Annotated in this window: 16 protein-coding genes; 10 read left to right on the top strand and 6 right to left on the bottom strand. The window is 47.8% G+C overall.

Going from position 1 to position 19,861, the window contains the following annotated elements:
- Positions 1–115 precede the first annotated feature (115 nt).
- Positions 116–1,405 carry an MFS transporter gene (locus tag ACO0KV_RS09165; protein ID WP_423042053.1) on the bottom strand — a complete coding sequence of 430 codons (1,290 nt, stop codon included), beginning with the start codon at positions 1,403–1,405 and terminating at the stop codon, positions 116–118.
- Between the two features lie 293 nt (positions 1,406–1,698).
- Here ACO0KV_RS09165 and ACO0KV_RS09160 point away from each other — a divergent pair, with 293 nt between their 5' ends.
- From ACO0KV_RS09160 to dcd, 3 genes are all read left to right on the top strand, one after another.
- Positions 1,699–2,547 (top strand): DUF1653 domain-containing protein, encoded by an 849-nt coding sequence (locus ACO0KV_RS09160; protein WP_423042051.1) that lies wholly within the window; start codon positions 1,699–1,701, stop codon positions 2,545–2,547.
- Between the two features lie 59 nt (positions 2,548–2,606).
- The gene (locus ACO0KV_RS09155; protein WP_423042049.1) at positions 2,607–3,074 is read left to right on the top strand and encodes a (2Fe-2S)-binding protein; all 468 of its coding nucleotides are present in this window, start codon (positions 2,607–2,609) and stop codon (positions 3,072–3,074) included.
- A gap of 171 nt (positions 3,075–3,245) precedes the next feature.
- Positions 3,246–3,812, top strand: a complete 567-nt coding sequence (gene dcd / locus ACO0KV_RS09150) for a dCTP deaminase (RefSeq protein ID WP_423042047.1) — start codon at positions 3,246–3,248, stop codon at positions 3,810–3,812.
- A 127-nt stretch (positions 3,813–3,939) separates the two neighbouring features.
- Here the strand turns inward: dcd and upp are convergent, their stop codons facing one another.
- The gene (gene upp / locus ACO0KV_RS09145) at positions 3,940–4,572 is read right to left on the bottom strand and encodes a uracil phosphoribosyltransferase (protein WP_422998211.1); all 633 of its coding nucleotides are present in this window, start codon (positions 4,570–4,572) and stop codon (positions 3,940–3,942) included.
- 213 nt (positions 4,573–4,785) lie between these two features.
- Between upp and ACO0KV_RS09140 the strand changes: the two genes are divergently transcribed.
- On the top strand, positions 4,786–10,263 hold the full coding sequence (locus tag ACO0KV_RS09140; RefSeq protein ID WP_423042045.1) for a hypothetical protein: 5,478 nt from the start codon (positions 4,786–4,788) through the stop codon (positions 10,261–10,263).
- Between the two features lie 226 nt (positions 10,264–10,489).
- Here the strand turns inward: ACO0KV_RS09140 and ACO0KV_RS09135 are convergent, their stop codons facing one another.
- Together ACO0KV_RS09135 and ompR are read right to left on the bottom strand one after the other, a co-directional pair.
- Complete coding sequence (locus ACO0KV_RS09135; protein WP_423042043.1) at positions 10,490–11,851, bottom strand: ATP-binding protein; 1,362 nt, start codon at positions 11,849–11,851, stop codon at positions 10,490–10,492.
- Between the two features lie 20 nt (positions 11,852–11,871).
- Complete coding sequence (gene ompR / locus ACO0KV_RS09130) at positions 11,872–12,642, bottom strand: two-component system response regulator OmpR (protein WP_423042041.1); 771 nt, start codon at positions 12,640–12,642, stop codon at positions 11,872–11,874.
- Between the two features lie 360 nt (positions 12,643–13,002).
- Between ompR and ACO0KV_RS09125 the strand changes: the two genes are divergently transcribed.
- Positions 13,003–13,338 carry a hypothetical protein gene (locus ACO0KV_RS09125; RefSeq protein ID WP_423042039.1) on the top strand — a complete coding sequence of 112 codons (336 nt, stop codon included), beginning with the start codon at positions 13,003–13,005 and terminating at the stop codon, positions 13,336–13,338.
- Positions 13,339–13,443: 105 nt separating this feature from the next.
- On the opposite strand, the gene smpB is transcribed toward ACO0KV_RS09125, so the two are convergent.
- Positions 13,444–13,893 carry an SsrA-binding protein SmpB gene (gene smpB, locus ACO0KV_RS09120; protein WP_423017668.1) on the bottom strand — a complete coding sequence of 150 codons (450 nt, stop codon included), beginning with the start codon at positions 13,891–13,893 and terminating at the stop codon, positions 13,444–13,446.
- Between the two features lie 110 nt (positions 13,894–14,003).
- On the opposite strand from smpB, the gene ACO0KV_RS09115 reads away from it, so the two are divergent.
- On the top strand, positions 14,004–14,438 hold the full coding sequence (locus ACO0KV_RS09115; protein WP_423042037.1) for a type II toxin-antitoxin system RatA family toxin: 435 nt from the start codon (positions 14,004–14,006) through the stop codon (positions 14,436–14,438).
- Positions 14,428–14,721, top strand: coding sequence for an RnfH family protein (locus ACO0KV_RS09110; RefSeq protein WP_423042035.1), 294 nt, complete (start codon positions 14,428–14,430; stop codon positions 14,719–14,721). Before ACO0KV_RS09115 ends, ACO0KV_RS09110 begins: the two co-directional genes overlap by 11 nt.
- Before the next feature lie 14 nt (positions 14,722–14,735).
- On the opposite strand, the gene ACO0KV_RS09105 is transcribed toward ACO0KV_RS09110, so the two are convergent.
- Positions 14,736–15,233, bottom strand: a complete 498-nt coding sequence (locus tag ACO0KV_RS09105; RefSeq protein ID WP_423042033.1) for a DUF4124 domain-containing protein — start codon at positions 15,231–15,233, stop codon at positions 14,736–14,738.
- Between the two features lie 104 nt (positions 15,234–15,337).
- On the opposite strand from ACO0KV_RS09105, the gene guaB reads away from it, so the two are divergent.
- The 3 genes from guaB to guaA are packed head-to-tail and all read left to right on the top strand — an operon-like array spanning position 15,338 to position 19,472.
- A complete protein-coding gene (gene guaB, locus ACO0KV_RS09100; protein WP_423042031.1) occupies positions 15,338–16,798 on the top strand; it encodes an IMP dehydrogenase in 1,461 nt (486 codons plus the stop codon).
- A gap of 28 nt (positions 16,799–16,826) precedes the next feature.
- On the top strand, positions 16,827–17,876 hold the full coding sequence (locus tag ACO0KV_RS09095) for a GGDEF domain-containing protein (RefSeq protein WP_423042029.1): 1,050 nt from the start codon (positions 16,827–16,829) through the stop codon (positions 17,874–17,876).
- A gap of 3 nt (positions 17,877–17,879) precedes the next feature.
- A complete protein-coding gene (gene guaA / locus ACO0KV_RS09090; protein WP_423042027.1) occupies positions 17,880–19,472 on the top strand; it encodes a glutamine-hydrolyzing GMP synthase in 1,593 nt (530 codons plus the stop codon).
- The last annotated feature ends 389 nt before the right edge of the window (positions 19,473–19,861 follow it).

The following is a 19,861-nucleotide window of genomic DNA, read 5'->3' as shown; positions in this document are numbered from 1 at the left end:
AAAAAAAAGATTCAGCGAACTGCGAAGCTGAATCTGACTTCAAATAATGCTTATTTTAAATATATTACAGTTCGCGCATTATCCCGCTTTTGCGCGGCAATTTGCAATCAGCGATTCAGGATTGTGGCGTTTCATCTTGGTTATGTAAATTTGGTAACATTTTGATAGCGCGAATAATAGGGTTATTCCATGCAATTATTGCTAGCGTGAGCGCAAGAAGCCCTGCCAGCCCTAATGAGTAGCGCAGGCCGATATACTCGCCGATCCAGCCGCCGATTAATGCGCCAGGTCCCGCAGGAATGAGGATAAGCCAGCGCATCGTACTTGTCATCCGACCTAGCATTGGTTCGGGCGTGACCGCTTGTCGCAAGGCTAGAAAATTAATAAAAATCAGGACGCCGCCTACCGCAAAACACATCAACATGAATGCAAACGCCGCGATACCCCAATGATTGGTGGGGGCGAGAGCCAATGAGAGCCAGCCAATGCCGCAGACTGCAACTCCACTGACTAGGCACGGACCAGGCCCGAGGTAGCGGCTGATCCTGTATCCGTACACACTAGCTAAAATCGTGCCTGCACCCATTCCCATATAGCTGAAGCCGACCGCTTGTTCTGATAAGCCGAGTACTCTGGTTGCAAATAGAATCTGCACCACCAGTGCTGCGTTGTAGCAGAGTTGCCAAGTTCCCACTGTCGCTGCGAGTGTTAATAGGAGCGGTTTTTTGAAAACAAAATGGACTCCTTCCTTCAGATCGCGCCAGAAGTGCGGCTTTTCATTGACTGGGATTTGCTCTGTTATTTGAATGCCTCGCAGGATTAATGCTGAACTCAGTAATAACATCGCATCAGCAATCAGCGCCAATGGTGCTCCCATTAATTTGATAAGCGCACCCGCTGCGGCTGGTCCCGAAATCTCAGCACCTGAGGTAGCCAAGGCATTTTTTGCATGTGCTTCGACCAAGCGTTCACGCGGAACGATTTGGGTCAACACGATTTGTGCAGCTGTGCCAGCGCTGGTATTGACCATGCCAATAATGAAAGCGACGGCATAGAGCCAGAGCATATTGACCGCACCAATCCAGAACGCGACCGGGACGCTTGCGACGGCAACAGCGATCACTGTTTCGCCGGCGATATAAACAGGTAATTTTCGCACACGGTCTAACCACACACCTGAGGGTAGAGAGAGTAAGACAAAAGGAAGTGTCTCCATGAACGTTAGGATCCCCATTTGACTAGCACTTGCATTTAACATAACGGCGGCAGTCAGCGGGAGCGCCAACATCGTAATTTGTGCTCCGAACGAACTAATGAGGATCGAACTCCATAAGCGGCGATAGGTCAAATCGCGCAGTAAATCATTGGCAGACAATTGAAGGCGTTTTGTAATCAGATTTTTCATGAACTCAATTTTAACTGCACTTTAGCGTTTTACTTGTCGTTGCGGCATTGGTACTGAGCACGGATTAATCCCACTTACCGTGAGAGAATTGACTGTAGGGCTTACAATGCAGCTAACAGATTTCAGCTTCGCCTCGTAGCTTCAAGGTTGTTTTGTTATAGTTGAGCAACCGTCTGCGGTGAATCTATTGTAGAACAATAAATAACATCGGTTGGCGTAGGTTGTTTGTGTAAAGTTAAGCGATATATTAAAAGATACATCGTTTCAAAAATAGTTCAAAAAAAACAAAAAATATGTTCGAAAAACCTATAGTAATGATCGACTTCGAAACTTCCGGTATGAGTCCGGAGCAAGGTGGACGAGTCACTGAGGTGGCAGCGTTGAGAATAGTCGGGGGTGAAATTGCCGATCGGTTTGTTTCTTTAATCAATTGCGATGTGCATATTCCTTATTACATTACCGAACTCACGGGGATTACCCAGCAGATGGTGGATAACGCGCCACCAGTGTCGGAAGTCATTCCGGAGCTTGTACAATTTATTGGAAGCGATACACTTGCCGCCCACAATGCAAGCTTTGATGAAAAGTTTCTAAAATCGGAGAGTGACCGGTTGGGGGTGTGGCCTACCTATGATGGCGTAGTTTGCTCGGTAAAACTGGCGCGACGGATTTTTCCTGGTTTGTCGAGTTACTCGCTGGGGAAATTAGCATCGTCTTTGGGGATTCGCTTTCAAGGTGCAGCACACCGAGCAGAGGCCGATGCCGAGGTGGCATCCCATGTGTTGCTCCACGCTGCAACACATCTGCGTGATCAATATGGGATTCAAAAAATAGACCCGCAGTTGTTAATTGAGATTAATAAGCGCAGCGCTGCGAAAGTCGCTCCATTTTTGAAAACTTGGACCAGTCCTCCCGTGGAAAAAATGACTTCTCGCGACAAAATCAACGCACCCCAGACGTTTAGACATTATAAAGGCGGGATGTATGAATTGATTTGTGAGGCAACGCAAGAATCAGATCTCACTCCAGTTATCGTTTATCGTTCGCATGATGGTAGCGTTTGGACGCGACCAAAACCGAATTTTTTTGAAACGATCACAGTCGATGGTGTCACTGTTAAGCGCTTTACCCCGATTAATTAAGAATAGGTTTTGGTTTTCAATAAAATATTGCTGCAAAAAATAGCCAACAGGAGATAGACATGTCGACAACATTAAGCGTCAATGGTCGCAGGGTAACTTGCCAATCTGAAGCTGATACCCCGCTGTTATGGGTGATTCGCGATGAGTTAGGACTGAGCGGGACCAAATTTGGGTGTGGTGCTGCATTGTGCGGTGCGTGTACTGTTCATGTTGATGGTGCCCCTGTGCGTTCTTGCCAGACTCCTCTGGAAACGGTCGCTGGCAAAACAGTAGCAACGGTTGAGTCATTGTCTACTGGTGTCAACAAGGCACTGCAGCGCTCTTGGCTCACCCACGATGCGGCACAGTGCGGTTATTGCCAATCCGGACAATTAATGAGCGCAGCAGCGCTTTTGGCAAACAACTTGAATCCGACCGATGTTGATATCGACAATGCAATGAGCGGAAATGTTTGTCGCTGTGGTACCTACAACAGAATCAGAGCAGCAATAAAAACGGCAGCCGCTGATATGCGGGCTGGCGTTTGAATTATTCAGTACCTTTGTTATTTCCCGATCTTAACTTGTTATCATCTTGTGCTATATCCGAAGATATTGTCATAGATGCCCTGATTCTGCGCTAATGTTTGCTGATCTGGCTTATTTATAGAGCCAATTTCGCGTAAAATCGCACCAAGATTAATTCGGCAGGAGATTTACATGAGTATTAAATCGGATAAGTGGATTCGTCGCATGGCGGAATCAACAGGGATGATCGAACCCTTTGAACCAGGACAAGTGCGTGAGCGTGATGGTCAGCGGATCGTGAGCTATGGCACATCATCGTATGGTTACGATATTCGTTGCGCTGATGAATTTAAGATTTTTACAAATATCAACAGCACGATTGTTGATCCGAAAAATTTCGATGAAAAATCTTTCGTCGACTTTAAAGGCGATGTTTGCATTATCCCGCCGAATTCCTTCGCATTAGCACGTACGATGGAGTATTTTAGAATTCCGCGCAGTGTCCTGACGATTTGCCTTGGTAAATCGACCTATGCCCGTTGCGGTATTATCGTCAACGTTACACCGTTTGAGCCTGAATGGGAAGGTTATGTGACGCTCGAATTTTCGAACACGACACCATTGCCAGCCAAGATTTACGCTGGTGAAGGTTGTGCGCAGGTGGTGTTTTTTGAAAGCGAAGAGGTATGCGAGACATCGTATAAGGACCGTGGTGGTAAGTATCAAGGGCAGCACGGCGTTACTTTGCCAAAAACTTAAGGTCGTATTCTTACCGTAAATAAGTATAGATATCTACACTGAGAGAATAAAAAACCCGACGAACGAATGTCCGTCGGGTTTTTTTATGAATTTCGAATCGGTTTGTCTACAAAGCCAGTTTGGCGATTTATTTAGTGCCAAACAAACGATCACCAGCGTCGCCCAGACCAGGGACGATATAACCGTGTTCGTTTAAACATTGGTCAATCGAAGCAGTGATGATAGGCACGTCCGGATGCGCCTTCTGCATTACTTTGATTCCCTCTGGCGCCGCTAACAGGCAGACAAACTTGATACTAGTGGCTCCACCTAATTTAAGGCGTGCAATTGCAGCAGCAGCAGAGTTACCCGTTGCAAGCATTGGATCGACAACAATGACCAAGCGTTCCGCGATATCTTCCGGTACCTTGTAATAATATTCTACAGGCTCCAATGTTGCTGGATCACGGTATAAGCCGATATGACCAACACGTGCATTTGGGAGTAAATCCAGCATTCCATCCAGAATACCGTTGCCAGCGCGCAAGACTGAGATTACACAAAGCTTTTTGCCACTGATCGTCGGTGCATCGATAGTCTGAATTGGTGTTTCGATCTTTGTAAACTCTATAGGAAGATCGCGGGTCACTTCATACGCCAGCATTTGGCTGATTTCGCGCAGCAAGCGACGGAAGTTGTCTGTAGGCGTATCTTTGCTGCGCATCAATGATAGTTTGTGCTGTACCAACGGATGCTTAATTTCAGTCACTAATTCATTCAAGATAATTCTCCCGCTTATTTAAAATTGACCGCTATTTTACGACTGTCAGACAACTTATGGTGTGCTTTGAATTTGAATAATCACGAATAGAAGGGTTTTTCTTGCTTTGCTTGCGGCATTGTTTGTTTATTGCTGATTGATAATTCAGGGTAAGAAGTTCCGGGGCGGCTAGGCCGGCTGTCACGGGAGCGGCTACCAAATCAGGAGTGAAGTATGGACAGCAATCAGACACTGCTAAACAAATTTTCTTTGGGAGGGTTCTCCCTCGATCGTCACGCCGATCAGAAAGAAGATTTTTTATCTTCGCCTGATGGGCTCGAATCAAATTCACGTATCGACGTTAAAGGTATCCGTGAAGCCATTGCCCGCGTTGAGGCTGAAGCCCGCGCTACGGTCGCCGCTGAATCCCGTCTGAAAGCTGAAACACATGCACGGGTTTTGGCCGAATCCCGCGCTGAGGTTGAAGCGGAAACTGCCGAATTGGCACAACGAAACCTGCAACTCGAACAAGAAGCTGTCGAAAGCAGTCGTGCAAGACTGATCGCAGAAAAACAATCGCAAACTGCAAGTATTGCCAGAATAGCAGCAAACGAACAAGCATCACGAGAATTGCAAGAACGCGCGGAAATGGAGAGTCGCGCGCGTGTTCAGGCTCAACAGCGGCAACAATTAGAGCAAGAAGCGAAAGCACGTGCCGAACTACAGTTTAAGGCTGAGCAAGAAATCGCAGCTAAGGCAAAGGCGGCGGCGGTAACGCTCAGTAAGGAAACAGAAGTTGCCCGTAATTGGGCGGTAGAACGTGTTGCAGCATCTGAAGATGCGCGTCAGCAAGCCGTGGAGCGAGCACGTGCAGATGCGCGGATCGCTGAACTTGCCCGCGAACGTGAGCGGCGCGATCGTGAGGCCCGTGAAACATCTGAAGCATTGATGAAAGCTCGCACAGAGTCGTTACAAGTTAGCAAGGAACGAGAGCAAGCGGATGCAATGGCGTTGGAATTCGTACTGAACCGGGCACCTTTGGAAGCTCGCGCCCGCGAAGACGCATTGGCGCGGGTCGCAATTGAGCAGGAGCATGATGCCATAGCACAGGCAAGGCTAGAGTCAGAGCGCCGTGCTGCGGAGGCGATTCAACTCCGGATGCAAGCGGAACACGAATTACATCTTGCTGCGACCCGTCGAGAACAAGCCGAATTAACCGCTGCTGCCACCGCCCAGGCAAGACGCGAGGCCGAAGATAAAATCCGCCAAGTTACCGAATCTCGGATTCGAGCTGAACGGGAGTTGCAATCATCTGCAATGAGCCGGATCGAAAGCGAGCAGCAGGCGGATGCTCAGGCAAGAACAAGAATGCAAGCTGAAGCAGAGGCCACAGAAGAGGCTCGCCAGCGCCGCATTGCCGATCAGGAAGCAACTGAGATCGCGCGTCAGCGTGTACAAGAAGAGCAGCGAGCAGTAAAGCTTGCCACAGAAAGAATCGATATAGAACGCGTTGCAGTAGACGCGGCACGCCAGCAGGCAGATGCAGAACAGCAGGCGCTAAGCGATAGTGCATTTCAGGCAGAACTGTTAAAACGCGCAAATATCGCTTCCGAACTGAAAGCAAAACGCGCGCAAGAATTAATCTTGGTCGAGCAAAAACGCGCTGAAGCAGAACAAAAAGCAGTTGCTGCATTAGAAGAAAAATTGCAGGCTGAGCGCCAGAAAGCAGAGGAGGCCGATGCGCGCGCAAAAACGGATCAAGCTCATGCAGCGTTGATGCGTATGCAAGAAGCAGCAGAACGCGCTGCGCGAATTGCGCAAGAAACGGAATATACAGCTGAAAAAATTGCGTTGGAACAGGCTATCGAGCAAGCTGAGTTACAACAGCGCATGGCAGAAGCAACGGTGAAAAAAAGCCGTGACGTCACCGAATTGTTACGTGTTCAACAGCAGTCTGCTCAGGATGAGGCGAAGGCAATGGGGCTGCTCGATGAAAAACTAGATGTTGAGCGTCGTCGTGCAGAAGCCGTTCAACAAATGCTCAAAACCGCAGAAGAAAAACTTGCCATCGAGCAGGCTGCTCAGTTAGAAGCTGAGAACAAAAAACGTATTGAAGAAGAAATGAAGTCGATGGCGCAAGCCAAAGAGCAGGCTGAGCGCGAGCAAAGAATTGCCCTAGAATTGGCAGTACAAGCTGAAAAACAAGCCCTGGAACAGGCTGAAGTTCAAAAAGAAATTCAGCGTAAAGCGGCTGCGTTGGCAGAGTTAAAAAGTCGTCAGGCAGTAGAGTTGACCCGTGCAGAGCAAGTTCGTAATGAAGCTGAAAAACAGGCTGTCAGCGCTGCACAGGAGAAGCTCGAGGCCGAACAGGCAACGGCTGAAGAGGTGATCGCTAGGGCGCATGCTGATCGCGAACACACAGCGATTTTGCAAGCACGACAACAGCAAGAAGCGGAAACCCGACAAACACGCCTTGCGATGATTCAGACCGAACAAGTAAGATTGCAAAAAATGCAAGAGCATGCTGCATTGCAAAAGCAAGCGGTTAGTGTGGCGCAGGCAAAAGTCTTGGAAGCTGAGGAACTGGGTAAAACCTTAAAGTTGCGTGCCGAGTCCGAACAAACAGCGTTGCATTCTATTCGTCAAAAACTCGAAGCAGAAAAACAACTGACGGCTGAACTACAGGCAAAGGCCAAGGCGGAAGAGGCGCAACGCAATCAGCATTTAGCATTGTTGGAAACCGAGCGGAGTCTGCGCAATGCAACTGAATTGAAACTGGCGGAAGAGAAGAAACTCACAAAAGAGACTGCTTCAAAAGCTGAGGCAGAACAATTGGCGGCTGAGGCTGCCGCTGCACGTGTGAAAGCGGCAGCACAGATTTCCCGTCTTGAGCAAGAGAAAGCGCAGTCCCAGCAGCAAGCTGCATCAGCGTTAATATTGCAAGCTCGATTGGAAGAAGAAAAAACCGAAGCAGCAAGAAAAGAAGCGCAAGCAGCGGCAGAGAAACTCGAAGCAGAAAAATTAGCTCATGCTGCTGCATTGGCCTCTGCGCAGGCCGGGCAGGCACAGGCCATGATTGCGGTAGCCCGAGCACGCGCAGAGGAAGAAGCGAGTGCGCTGGCCACTGCGAAATTAAAAGCTGAAAAAGCACTGCAGGAACAGGCGCAGGCTTATGCTGCAAGTCAGCATAAGGCCCACCAGCTAGTAATAGAAAAGAATCGTCGTATCTCCGAGTTGGAGCAGGCCGTATTGCAACGCACGTCTGCTGATGCTGAATTGCTTGAAGTTACTAAACAAAAACTTTGTGCTGAACAGTCCATTGCACAAGAAGTCAATAGCCGTCTGCTCACTGAGACGGAAGCAAAACAATATGCCGAGGCCAATGCTTACGCTGAGCGTGTTGCCCGTCTTGCGGCACAAGCCACTCTGGCAGCGCAAACAGCGTTATACCAAGAACTCGCCGCGCATGCTGACGCAAAGAAATTGATGTCAGAGTTGGTTACCCAGCGGCTTCAACATGAGCAACAATTGGTCGCAGCGCAACAAGAACGCAATGGTGCCGAGCAAGCGTTGATTGTCATGCTTTCGGAGAAAGAGGAAGCCGAAAAAAATGCAGCAATAGCGGCGCAGGCCCGCTTCACCGTTGAACAAGAGCACGTTGCATTAGTTCATGCTCGCCAAAAAAGTGATGAGGCTGCCAAAAATGCTGTCGAAGAGTTAAATGCTGCAGAAAAACGGTGGTTGGCTAAAGCAAACGAAGAAGCACTGGTAAAACGGCAAGCTGCGGCTGCATTAGAGGAGAAAACATCGTTATTGCTGGCCTCCAGTCGTGCAGAGCAGGAACGTTTTTCTATTGAGCAACAACTAAGTATCGAGTTGGATGCAAAATTGCAGTCCGAGATGCAGGCGCAATACGCGGTTCAGCAGCGCCTAGCTGCCGAGCAGGAATTGGCAAAAGTCAGTGCCGAGCGCAGCGAACAAGCTTATTTAGCGAGCGTAGCAGCGCAAGAACAGTTGGCTGCGGAGCAGTTAATTTTAGCGAAAGCGCAAGAGCACGCACAAGCTCAACGTATCGCCGCGGAAGCAATGGAAGAGCAATTGCGTGAAACTGAATTTTTGGTTGCATTGGAAAATCGTCGCGCCGCCGCAGCGCTGGAAACGCTTAGTGCAACGCAGCAGAAGCTAGTTGTAGAGCAAGCTGCAGTGAGCGAAGCCGAGGATCGTCAGCGAGCTGAAGTTGAGTATCTGGCGCGGTCTGAAATCCGCGCTCAGGCAGAGCAGGATGCTAATGTCGCAATGCAAGCCAAATTAATTGCTGAAAAAGAAGCAACAGAGTTAGCGCTTTTAAGAGTGGCAATCGAAGTAGAGGCAGCAGAGTTAGCGCAAAGCCGCGCGAATGAATTGCTGTTATTGCAGCAAGCCGAGGTACGCAATGCAGAGTTGGTTCAGTTGGAGATTGCGGCCATTGCTGAGCAAAAACAACGCGAAGAAGAGGCGGTAGAATTGAAGCAACTTGCTTTGACGTTGATCAACGACAAAATGGACGCTGAGAAATTGCTGATTAAATCCGCTGAGGAACGGTTGCAAATTGAGCAGGAATTGGCCCAGCAAAGCAAGCGACGTGCGAACGAAGCTGTTCAGGCTAATGCAGCAGAGAAAGAAAAACTGCAGTTAGAGCAATCATTATTTCTTGCGTCAAAAATGCAACTTGAGCAAACTGCGTTAGCCAATACAGCACTGAATGAAAGGCTTGCGCAAGAACAGGCGTTGCTCACCTTGGCAGAGCAACGGATTGCTAAGGAACAAAAATTGGCCGATGAACTTGCTTTGCGTATGAAAGAAGAGCAGGCATTGTTGGCTGACCTTGCTAAACAAGAGGAAGCGGAGGCGGCGTTTGCAGATTTATTATTGAAGCGTCGTGAAGAGCACGCAGCTGCTCAAGTCGCCTTGAGACAAGCAGAGGAGCAGGCGCTAAAATTAACGGCAGATGAATTGCAGCAAAGAACTTTGCAAGAGCAACTTGCGCAAACAAAACGCTTACGTGAAGAGCAGCATTTTCCTAGTGTCATCGCATTGCAAAAAGCCATCTCTGAGCAAGAGCTCGCTATGCAAAAGGAGGCGGAGCAAGCGCGTTTGCGTCTGGAAACAGAGTGCGCTCAGGCTGAGGAATTGGCGCACGATTTAATTTGCAAGGTCCGCCAAAAGCAACAATACGTGCAGGAATGGCGCCAACAGGCGCAAGAAATTCTATTGAGCGCACCTGTGGCAGTTGATCTGGTCGACGCAATGGCTGAGAAGGTTACACCTCAACTCCCTGAACGCTTACGTGTTCGCATCCGTCCCTCTGTGTTAGCTGGATTGTTACTATGCGCTGGTATTGTTGGTGGTGTCGGTGTGGTGGAATTTGGTAGTTATTTGCCGATTGCATCGGCTTATGCGATGAACGTTCCTAAAAATGATGTAGCTGTTCAAGTTGTTGCGCCACAAAAGGTGAATGCAAATATGCGTTTAACCTATGAATTAGCGATGCCGCTCAACGCAACTTCGACAATATCGACAACTCCCGCAACTCGTCTGACTCAGTCAAAACAAACCGCGGATGTCAAATCAGTGCAAGCATCTTTGCAGCAAAAATTTGTTGAAAATACCGATGTTGAAGGACAAGCAAAGCCCGATGCTCAGATTGCATTGGTCGGATCAAAGATCAACTAACGTGTCAAAAAACGTTGCTCAAATCCCGCTAAGAAGTTCCGTAGCGGGATTTTGTTTTGGGACGTGATAGGGTGAAACTTCGTCGACGGCCTAGTCAATCATTATTGACGCATTGTTGATGTGTTACCCACTCTTCGTTACCAACTTAACTTCGATCGATGTTGTGTTGTGATTTTTGTTGGCATAAGGTGGTTCAATGCACACACTTATGTTATGAAATTGCCTGTTACTTAAATTTGATTTCCGGAAAAATCATCACAGCAACAAAACCCTGGTAGTCATGGTTATAAATTCGCATACGGCCACGGTGTCGACGCACAATACGATCAACGATTGCTAGTCCTAACCCAGAGCCGTTGGCCTGGCTCCGCGACGCATCGGCTCGGGTGAACGGCTTGAGGAGTCGCGTTAGATCGTCACTTTGTACCCCAGAGCCATGGTCACGGAAGCTGACCAGAATACCTTGTTTTCTTCCTTTGTTTTTAAGACTGCACTGAATTTCAATCACGGTGTTGAGCTGATCTGGATTTTTGCCGTACCGGCAAGCATTTTCGATCAAATTACTAAAGACGCGGCGCAATTCTGTGCTGTTGCCAGAAATTATTTGCCCTGGCGTTATTACTGAGCGGATGTGAAGGTAATTGACCCGTGAGTACTCTTGAATAACCTGTTGCAGGAGTTCGCTGATATTGATTTTTTCAAATCGCAGGCTGTCGATAGGTTTTGCGTAGTCGAGAAATTGACTGATGATGGCATCCATTTGTGTCAGGTCTGACTGCATCCCGATCCTAGCTTGTTCATCTAGTGACGCCATTTCAACTTCGAGTTGCATTCGCGCCAAGGGCGTACGAAGATCGTGTGAAATCCCCGCAAGAATGACATTGCGATCTGTTTCGATTCTAGCCAGATCCTCTACCATCCTATTAAAGCTGGCATTGGTTTCGCGGATCTCTTTTGGCCCAAGTTCTGGTAATGGCTGAGGTTGTTTTCCTTGGGCAAGAAGCCGAGCAGCGTTACTCAGGCGCGAAAGAGGGCCGTTAATTAGTTTTGAAATCACTGCTGCGCCAAGTAACGCAATGATCAGTGTTGATGTTGACCAGCTAAAAATTGGCAAGGTGATTGGTGGCTCGAGCCGGTCTTTGTCAAAGCGGAGCCAATATAGATCTCCTTCGATATCAAAGCTAATCCAGAATCCATCAACACCATTGACGGACTTTGCGAAACGCGTCTCTTTACCCATCTTGATTTTCAGTAGCTCATTGAGTTCTGTGAAAAATGCGTTTGGGTCTGGTGCTTCGGTTTTGTCGCTGTCGTTTAAAAGGTAAATTCTTACGCCTTCATTATTGGCTAAGTCCAGTAATAACTCTTTACGTCGTTCTATTGCCGCATGAGTTAAGGCAGCGCGCGTAATTTTCGCGATCGAGGAAATTTGTGCGGTGAGTTGTTGTGCGCGGGGATGGCGCTCTAGTGTCCGGAAACTAATAAACCAGACGGCCATGCTGGCGAGCACCAATATCGCCAGCATAAAAAAAGTACGCCAAAACAGACCGCTTCGTAGCCATTCGAGACTATTGAGATAGGACCGCATTTGCATCGGGTTAGACGTAGTTATGCTTTTTGACCGTCTGGAATAAACACGTAACCTAGTCCCCACACGGTCTGAATGTAAAGAGGATTGGAGGGATCGGGTTCGATGAGTTTTCTCAAGCGAGAAATCTGAACGTCAAGACTGCGGTCAAATACTTCATACTCACGCCCACGTGCGAGTTCCATGAGTTTTTCGCGGGATAAAGGCTGGCGGGCATGACGTGCAAACACCTTGAGAACAGAAAATTCACCAGTGGTCAGGCCGACCATTTCATTGTTTTTCTTCAGTGTACGGTTACTAAGATCTAGCGTGAACACCCCAAATGAGAAACTTTGCGGGCCTTCAGATGGTGCCCCTGGGATTTCATCGGGCGCCTTTCGGCGTAATACTGCATTTATCCGGGCAACGAGTTCTCGGGGGTTAAATGGTTTAGGTAAATAGTCATCAGCGCCCATTTCAAGGCCGATGATGCGATCAACTTCCTCCCCTTTGGCGGTGAGCATGATGATGGGTGTGCGGTCGCCAGCACCACGGAGGCGCCTGCAAATCGTCAGGCCATCTTCACCAGGAAGCATTAGGTCTAACACGAGCATGTCGTAACGCTCTCGCATCCATAACTTATTCATGGTCTGAGCGTTTTCGGCCCCGACGACCTGAAAACCTTGTTCTGTCAGATATCGACGTAATAATTCGCGTAATCTTAAATCGTCATCGACAACTAAAATTTTTGCCTTTGGTGAATTATTGACGGCCGTGGCAGTGGTGTCTGCGTTTGTTTGAATTGTGTTCATAGGAATATCTTACTGGCATCGTCAATGCTTGGAAACTAGTTACTGATTGCACTTACAAACTGTTACATCTATTTCAATTCGTGAAAGATGAGTGTAAGAGTGGACGATTAAACTCGCATCTCGGTTTTCCTATTGGGTTCATCTAGTTAATTGATGTTAGTTGCGATTTGGCAACGTATTTTGGAGATTGACTATTGTTGACATTAGGAATTATTGCTTCTGGTACGATTTTATTGACTTAGGCAACATATTTTGATGTTTCTGTGTTGCGCGCAGAGGTCGTGCATTTTTGCTGGTTGTCCGCGTCCCTAGTGGAATGTCAGTTCCTTATTGTCGGGTTTTGAACAAATTGATAATCCAATGAAATTAGTTGAATCCAGATTGTTGATTGTATTATTGATATTGTCGAGTTCGGGCTTAGCGACCGCAGGTCAGCGGGCGCCTGAAGTAAGTGAGATTGTTAAAAATGCATCGAAACACCCTCAAAATGTGGGCGGCGCAAGAGGTAGTGGACTCGTAGGCGCTAATCGCAGTGAGAAAGAGTCTTCCGCGGCGCCCATTTCAGCGCCCTTGGATGGCCCAGTAGGTAAAAGCCAGGGTGCCAATGGAAAATCGAAGCTCAGTCCTGATGAACGAAAGGCGCTCAGACAGCAAATTCATGATGTCGAACAAGAGTTGCATCGTACTAATAAGTAGGCTGCTTGCCGTTTCTGCTCACATAAACTGCTAATGTAGTGGTGGCATATAAAGACTGCCGTGAGCTTCGATAAGAGGGGGCTACTTTTATTTGATTAGCATTCATCAGCGGCGATGCTGCTTCATGATCTTCTGCTGCTCGCGTTGCCAGTCCCGTTCTTTTTCAGTATCGCGCTTGTCATGTTGTTTTTTACCTTTTGCAAGACCAATCTGACATTTAATCCTTCCTTTAACAAAGTGCATGTTCAGTGGCACCATTGTGTAGCCTGAACGTTCAACTTTACCAATCAGTTTATTGATCTCTGCGGCGTGTAATAATAATTTTCTGGTGCGAACGGAGTCAGGGTGGATGTGTGTTGACGCAGTTGGCAGTGCCCCTATGTGGGCACCAAACAGGAAAATTTCACCGTCACGGACGATGACATAGGCTTCTTTGAGTTGTAGCCGACCTGCCCGGATGGCTTTGACTTCCCATCCTTGGAGGACGACACCGGCCTCGAATTGTTCTTCGATGAAATAGTCGTGAAATGCTTTTTTGTTATCAGCGATGCTCATTAGGATGAAAATAGGTTACTTTGCCGTATCAATTTCTTGATTGATGATTTCGATACGGTGATGACTCGGTTAAAATGCGAACTTGTGATTCTACCAAATGGTTACCCTGGATGGCAGTCGTACATAAAACAGTTTTTATAGGTTATAGCGCAGCGCAAATGTTCGCGTTGGTAGAGCGTGTTGAAAATTACCCGGATTTCTTGCCGTGGTGCGGTGATGTGAGACTCATTGAGCGCACTGACGCTGATTTAATTGCGACATTATCGATTAATTATCACGGTATTAAGCAGAGTTTTACAACAAAAAATATTAACCAAGCACCCCATTCAATGGAGATGAATCTGGTTGAAGGCCCTTTTAAGCAATTAAGTGGTCGTTGGAAGTTTACCGAATTGCGTGCCGACGCTTGCAAGATAGAGTTTGATCTGAATTATGAATTTTCAAGTAAATTACTTGAAACATTAATTGGCCCTGTCTTTAGTAAAATTGCTAATAGCTTCGTCGATGCATTTTGTGCAAGGGCGGAGGCAATTTATGCGCAATAGTGCGGACATGATGGTACAAGTTTGTTGTCAGGGGGGCTCTGGATTGGTATCCCTGAGTGTCAATGTTGCTCCCGATAGCACCTTGCAAGAGGCGATTCAATCCAGCGGCATCCTAAAGCGTTTACCAGATATTGATTTGCGGACGCAGAAAGTGGGCGTATTTGGTAAATTGAAACCCTTGGACGCTCGGCTGCATCCGCAAGACAGAATCGAAATCTATCACCCTTTGCTTGCCGATCCGATGGAGGCGCGCCGTCGTCGAGCAAAAAAGCAGAAATCCTGAGCGTAAATAGATAATTACTGACAGGTGCCACTTGCCTTTTTTGCATCTGCCAGCTCTTTTGTTCGCTGTTCATCCGTCAGGTAGGCACGTGCGCCATTGCTATCTGTGTTTGAGATGCGGATGCCTGACTCCAGTGTTTTGAGGTAAGACTTTAGGCGTTCGCAGTTTTTATTTTTTTCATTTGCTGCTTGCTGAGCGTCGGCGGCTTTTTTATCTTTTTCGGCTTGCTCAGCTCTACGTTTGTTGTAGTCTTCATTGCGGCTCTCGACGGTGTTTTGCTTTGGTGCTGGAACATCTATCGTTTTGTTCGCGTTGTCAGTTGTGTTGATGTCATTGCTGGTCTCTTGTGTGCCTTTGCTTTTAAGGATGTGGTTTTTAGGCACTGATTTAGGTGGCGGTGTGTCTGAGAACTGTTTAACACCTTTTTCGTCCACCCATGCATATTGAGCAGACGCGGCTGCGCAGGCCGTGGCGATCAGAATAAAAGCGAAGATAGAGCGTGGCTTAAGCATGGAGTTCTCATGAGGAATAATAAAAATATGCAAGAGTTTTACACGTAGCGAGACGAGTTCGCAAGTTTTCTGTATAATTTGCTTTTGCGCCTATAGGAAATGCTATGCGTTTACTTCAAAAAGCACTCACATTCGATGATGTGCTCCTCGTTCCGGCTTACTCGGACATCCTCCCGAAAGACACTTCGCTCGCCACAAAATTGACACGTAATATTCATTTGAATATCCCGTTGATTTCGGCTGCGATGGACACTGTGACTGAAGCTCGTCTCGCAATTGCGATGGCTCAGGAAGGTGGTATCGGTATTATTCACAAAAACATGACTGCCAAAGAGCAAGCTCGCGAAGTGGCGAAGGTCAAGCGTTTTGAATCTGGTGTGTTGCGTGATCCAATTACTATCCCGCCAAGCATGAAGATTCGTGAAGTGATCGCCTTGTCCCAGCAATACGGAATTAGCGGCTTTCCGGTTGTTGAAGGTAATGTGGTTGTTGGTATTATCACCAACCGCGATTTGCGTTTTGAAGAAGAGTTAGACGCAGAAGCGCGCGCTAAAATGACGCCGCGTGAAAAGCTAGTTTATGTCGATGAATCAGCCGATTTGTCCGAAGCGAAACGCTTAATGAATAAGCATCGTTTAGAGCGCGTGCTGGTCGTCAATTCCGCCTTTGAATTGCGTGGTCTGATTACTGTTAAAGATATTCAAAAGTCAACAGAGCATCCGTTTGCATCGAAAGACTCGCAGGGTAAATTGCGCGTTGGTGCAGCAGTTGGTGTTGGAGCTGATAATGAAGAGCGCGTTGATTTGTTGTCAAAAGCAGGCGTTGATGTGATCGTTGTTGATACTGCGCACGGCCACTCAAAAGGCGTGCTCGACCGCGTTCGCTGGGTAAAAGACAATTATCCGCATATTCAGGTGATCGGTGGCAATATTGCTACAGCCGCGGCTGCATTGGCTTTGGTAGAGCATGGTGCTGATGCCGTAAAGGTCGGTATCGGTCCTGGTTCTATTTGTACCACCCGTATCGTTGCTGGCGTCGGTGTCCCGCAAATCTCTGCGATCGCGAATGTTGCGAACGCGCTCAAGGGTACTGGTGTTCCTTGTATCGCTGATGGTGGTGTTCGCTTCTCTGGCGACGTCTCAAAAGCACTGGCGGCGGGTGCCTCAACGGTCATGATGGGTAGTATGTTTGCCGGTACTGAAGAAGCGCCTGGTGAAGTTATCCTGTTCCAAGGGCGCAGCTACAAATCTTATCGCGGCATGGGTAGTTTGGGCGCGATGGCGGATGGTTCTGCTGATCGTTATTTCCAAGATGCTGCTAATAATGCGGACAAACTGGTGCCAGAAGGTATTGAAGGTCGCGTACCTTATAAAGGCAGCGTTCTTGCTATTCTTTATCAATTGGTTGGTGGTGTTCGTTCCTCTATGGGTTACTGTGGTTGTGCGTCGATTGATGACTTGCACACGAAAGCAGAATTTGTCGAGATTACTTCTGCCGGCATGCGTGAATCTCACGTACATGATGTGCAGATTACAAAAGAGGCGCCAAATTACCGTGCCGACTAACATTTGCTAGCTTTACCGGGAGTGCTGCATGTCCGAAAGTTTGGAGGGATTTAGTGCTACCAAAACCTTATTGGTCAACGCTGGTTTTGAACAGCTGTTGACCGAGAAGTTTGAGGTAAAAATAAGTCGTTTTGAGCGATTAGGCGTGCAGTTATTCTCGGTAGCAAATTGTTTTGTCACGTTTGGACATGTTAGTGGACGTTCTGGTGGCAGCGGACGCTCTATCACTGAAATGGAGGCTGGTTTTTCTGATAGCCTACCTCTGTCTGAAGAGTTTGTCGTTATCCCTGATTTGGTTGAACCTCAGGCACTGTCGGGGCATCGCTTTGTTGCTGGCGATCCTTATATCCGCTTCTATGTTTCTTATCCAGTCTATGGACAAGATTCAAAGCTGGTCGCTTGCATCCGTTTAATCGATTATCAACCGAAGACCTTTTCGGACAGTGAACATTTATTGCTGACTGATTTTGCCACCATTATTGAACGCGAGTTGGCGCTCGGGGTCATCTATCAAAATCAGATTGAGCTGGTCAAGCAAAACAGAAATCTCAAGCGTGAGTCTATGATTGACCCACTGTTGGGGACCTGGAATAAAGTCGCGATTGCACGTTCGTTACGGATTGAAATGGAGCGTTGTGCAAAAGCGCAAAAACCGCTTTCCCTCTTATTTGTTTATGCGGATCAGATTGACGAGGTGCGTGCGGCGCATGGCGCTGCCGTCAGTGATCAGTTGTTGATTCGGACTGTGAGTAGGGTGAGGTCGTGCATTCGTCCTTTTGATGCCCTGGGGCGATTTGGAAGCGACCAGTTGCTGATTGTGTTGCCTGGCGCCTCACATTTAGTAGTAAAAGCTGTTGCGGAGCGCGTCCGACTGGCGATTAAGACGCATCCTGAAGTAATTCAAGACACAGAGATGACAATCTCAATTTGTGCTGGTGTTGTCTCTACGGATACGTATCCTGATGCGGATCCTGAAATGTTAATCAGCTTAGCTGAAAAAGCCCTGCTATCTGCGAGGAGTGCGGGAAACAATACTGTTGTACAGGCTATGCCCGGGCAACCTGACCTGATAATTTGAACTATGCATTCTAAAATTCTTATCCTTGACTTTGGTTCTCAAGTCACGCAATTGATCGCTCGTCGTGTTCGTGATGCGGGTGTATTCTCCGAAGTTCATCCTTACGATGTGAGTGATGAATTCATTCGTGAATATGGCGCTGCCGGCATCATTCTCTCTGGCGGTCCAAGTAGTGTGACCGAGGGTGATACGCCACGTGCACCAATGGCTGTGTTCGAGGCAGGTGTGCCTGTTCTGGGTATTTGCTATGGTATGCAGACAATGGCTGAACAACTCGGCGGTAAGGTTGAAAACGGTCTGGTGCGTGAATTCGGTTATGCAGAAGTGCGTGCCCGTAGCCACACTGCGCTATTGAATGGCATCAACGATTTTGTGACCCCAGAAGGCCATGGCATGCTCAAAGTCTGGATGAGTCATGGTGATAAAGTCAATGAGATGCCTACTGGTTTTAAATTAATGGCGTCGACAGACAACTGTCCTATTGCTGCGATGGCTGATGAAGAGCGTCGTTTTTATGCAGTGCAGTTCCATCCTGAAGTGACGCACACAGTGCAGGGTGAGGCAATTATCGGTCGCTTTGTCCATGAAATCTGCGGCTGCAAATCTGACTGGAATATGCCGGACTATATCGCTGAGGCGGTAGCGTCGATCCGTGCTCAAGTCGGTACAGATGAAGTGATTCTGGGCTTATCCGGGGGTGTTGATAGTAGCGTTGCAGCTGCGCTGATTCACCGTGCCATCGGTGATCAATTAACTTGCGTGTTCGTTGACCATGGTCTGCTGCGTCTCGATGAAGGCAAAATGGTCATGGAGATGTTCAGTAAAAATCTGGGCGTGAAAGTGATTCATGTCGATGCAACGGCACAATTTATGGGACATCTCACTGGTGTGACTGATCCAGAGGCGAAACGTAAAATTATCGGCCGCGAATTTGTTGAAGTGTTCCAAGCGGAATCAGCTAAGTTGCGTAATGCAAAATGGCTGGCGCAAGGCACGATCTACCCAGATGTGATCGAAAGCGCTGGTAAAGGTAAAAAAGGTTCGCACACTATCAAAAGTCACCACAACGTCGGCGGTTTGCCAGATACCTTGAATTTGAAATTGTTAGAGCCTTTGCGTGAATTGTTTAAAGATGAAGTGCGCAAACTGGGCGTAGCCTTGGGCCTGCCGCACGGTATGGTGTATCGTCATCCATTCCCAGGTCCTGGTCTGGGTGTGCGCATTCTTGGTGAAGTGAAAAAAGAATTTGCTGACCTGCTGCGTAAGGCAGATGCGATCTTTATCGAAGAGTTGCGCAATAACTTCGTTGATAGTAAAGCCGAAAAGCCAGTTAGCTGGTACGACGCAACAAGTCAGGCATTCGCTGTTTTCCTGCCGGTGAAATCGGTGGGCGTCATGGGTGATGGCCGTACTTATGACTACGTTGTGGCATTGCGTGCGGTTCAAACGCAAGATTTTATGACGGCACACTGGGCACATTTGCCGCATGAATTGCTGGGCAAGGTCTCCAACCGCATCATTAATGAAGTCCGTGGCATTAATCGTGTGGTGTACGATATTTCAGGGAAGCCGCCTGCGACAATTGAGTGGGAATGATTTGATGTCTGGCAATGCCAGGCATTGATTGGCAGAAAAACCCCGGAAGCCCGCGTCATTGCGGGCTTTTTTGCTTTGCTCAGATTGAGTTGTGTTGATAGTGACTAATCGCCTGCCCATATTGTACAAGCCGAAACATGGTGCGTGTCGTACCAATAGTCTTTGATGCGCGTGGTAATGTTGAATGCTTGCATGTTATCAATCGCAAGCTCCGCAATCAGATAGGGATGTTCTGCATTGCCATCTCTGATGATGGTCAGAGTGAGCTTCCCCCGAAATTTAGTTCCCCAAAGGTGACGTAAAATAAACGTAACTTTGGAAAGACAAATGATGAACAGGATACCAAAAAAAGCTTACACGACCGAGTTTAAAGAACTGGCCGTTAAACG

This window comes from Undibacterium sp. RuRC25W (assembly GCF_049339825.1).
GTDB lineage: Bacteria > Pseudomonadota > Gammaproteobacteria > Burkholderiales > Burkholderiaceae_D > Undibacterium.
This window is presented reverse-complemented; position numbering and strand designations above follow the sequence as displayed.

Bases quoted from the DNA above. Each gene is read 5' to 3' on its own strand.
- ACO0KV_RS09165 (WP_423042053.1), bottom strand. From the start codon at position 1,405: ATGAAAAATCTGATTACAAAACGCCTTCAATTGTCTGCCAATGATTTA.
- ACO0KV_RS09160 (WP_423042051.1), top strand. From the start codon at position 1,699: ATGTTCGAAAAACCTATAGTAATGATCGACTTCGAAACTTCCGGTATG.
- ACO0KV_RS09155 (WP_423042049.1), top strand. From the start codon at position 2,607: ATGTCGACAACATTAAGCGTCAATGGTCGCAGGGTAACTTGCCAATCT.
- dcd (WP_423042047.1), top strand. From the start codon at position 3,246: ATGAGTATTAAATCGGATAAGTGGATTCGTCGCATGGCGGAATCAACA.
- ACO0KV_RS09140 (WP_423042045.1), top strand. From the start codon at position 4,786: ATGGACAGCAATCAGACACTGCTAAACAAATTTTCTTTGGGAGGGTTC.
- ACO0KV_RS09135 (WP_423042043.1), bottom strand. From the start codon at position 11,851: ATGCGGTCCTATCTCAATAGTCTCGAATGGCTACGAAGCGGTCTGTTT.
- ompR (WP_423042041.1), bottom strand. From the start codon at position 12,642: ATGAACACAATTCAAACAAACGCAGACACCACTGCCACGGCCGTCAAT.
- ACO0KV_RS09125 (WP_423042039.1), top strand. From the start codon at position 13,003: ATGAAATTAGTTGAATCCAGATTGTTGATTGTATTATTGATATTGTCG.
- smpB (WP_423017668.1), bottom strand. From the start codon at position 13,893: ATGAGCATCGCTGATAACAAAAAAGCATTTCACGACTATTTCATCGAA.
- ACO0KV_RS09115 (WP_423042037.1), top strand. From the start codon at position 14,004: ATGGCAGTCGTACATAAAACAGTTTTTATAGGTTATAGCGCAGCGCAA.
- ACO0KV_RS09110 (WP_423042035.1), top strand. From the start codon at position 14,428: ATGCGCAATAGTGCGGACATGATGGTACAAGTTTGTTGTCAGGGGGGC.
- ACO0KV_RS09105 (WP_423042033.1), bottom strand. From the start codon at position 15,233: ATGCTTAAGCCACGCTCTATCTTCGCTTTTATTCTGATCGCCACGGCC.
- guaB (WP_423042031.1), top strand. From the start codon at position 15,338: ATGCGTTTACTTCAAAAAGCACTCACATTCGATGATGTGCTCCTCGTT.
- ACO0KV_RS09095 (WP_423042029.1), top strand. From the start codon at position 16,827: ATGTCCGAAAGTTTGGAGGGATTTAGTGCTACCAAAACCTTATTGGTC.
- guaA (WP_423042027.1), top strand. From the start codon at position 17,880: ATGCATTCTAAAATTCTTATCCTTGACTTTGGTTCTCAAGTCACGCAA.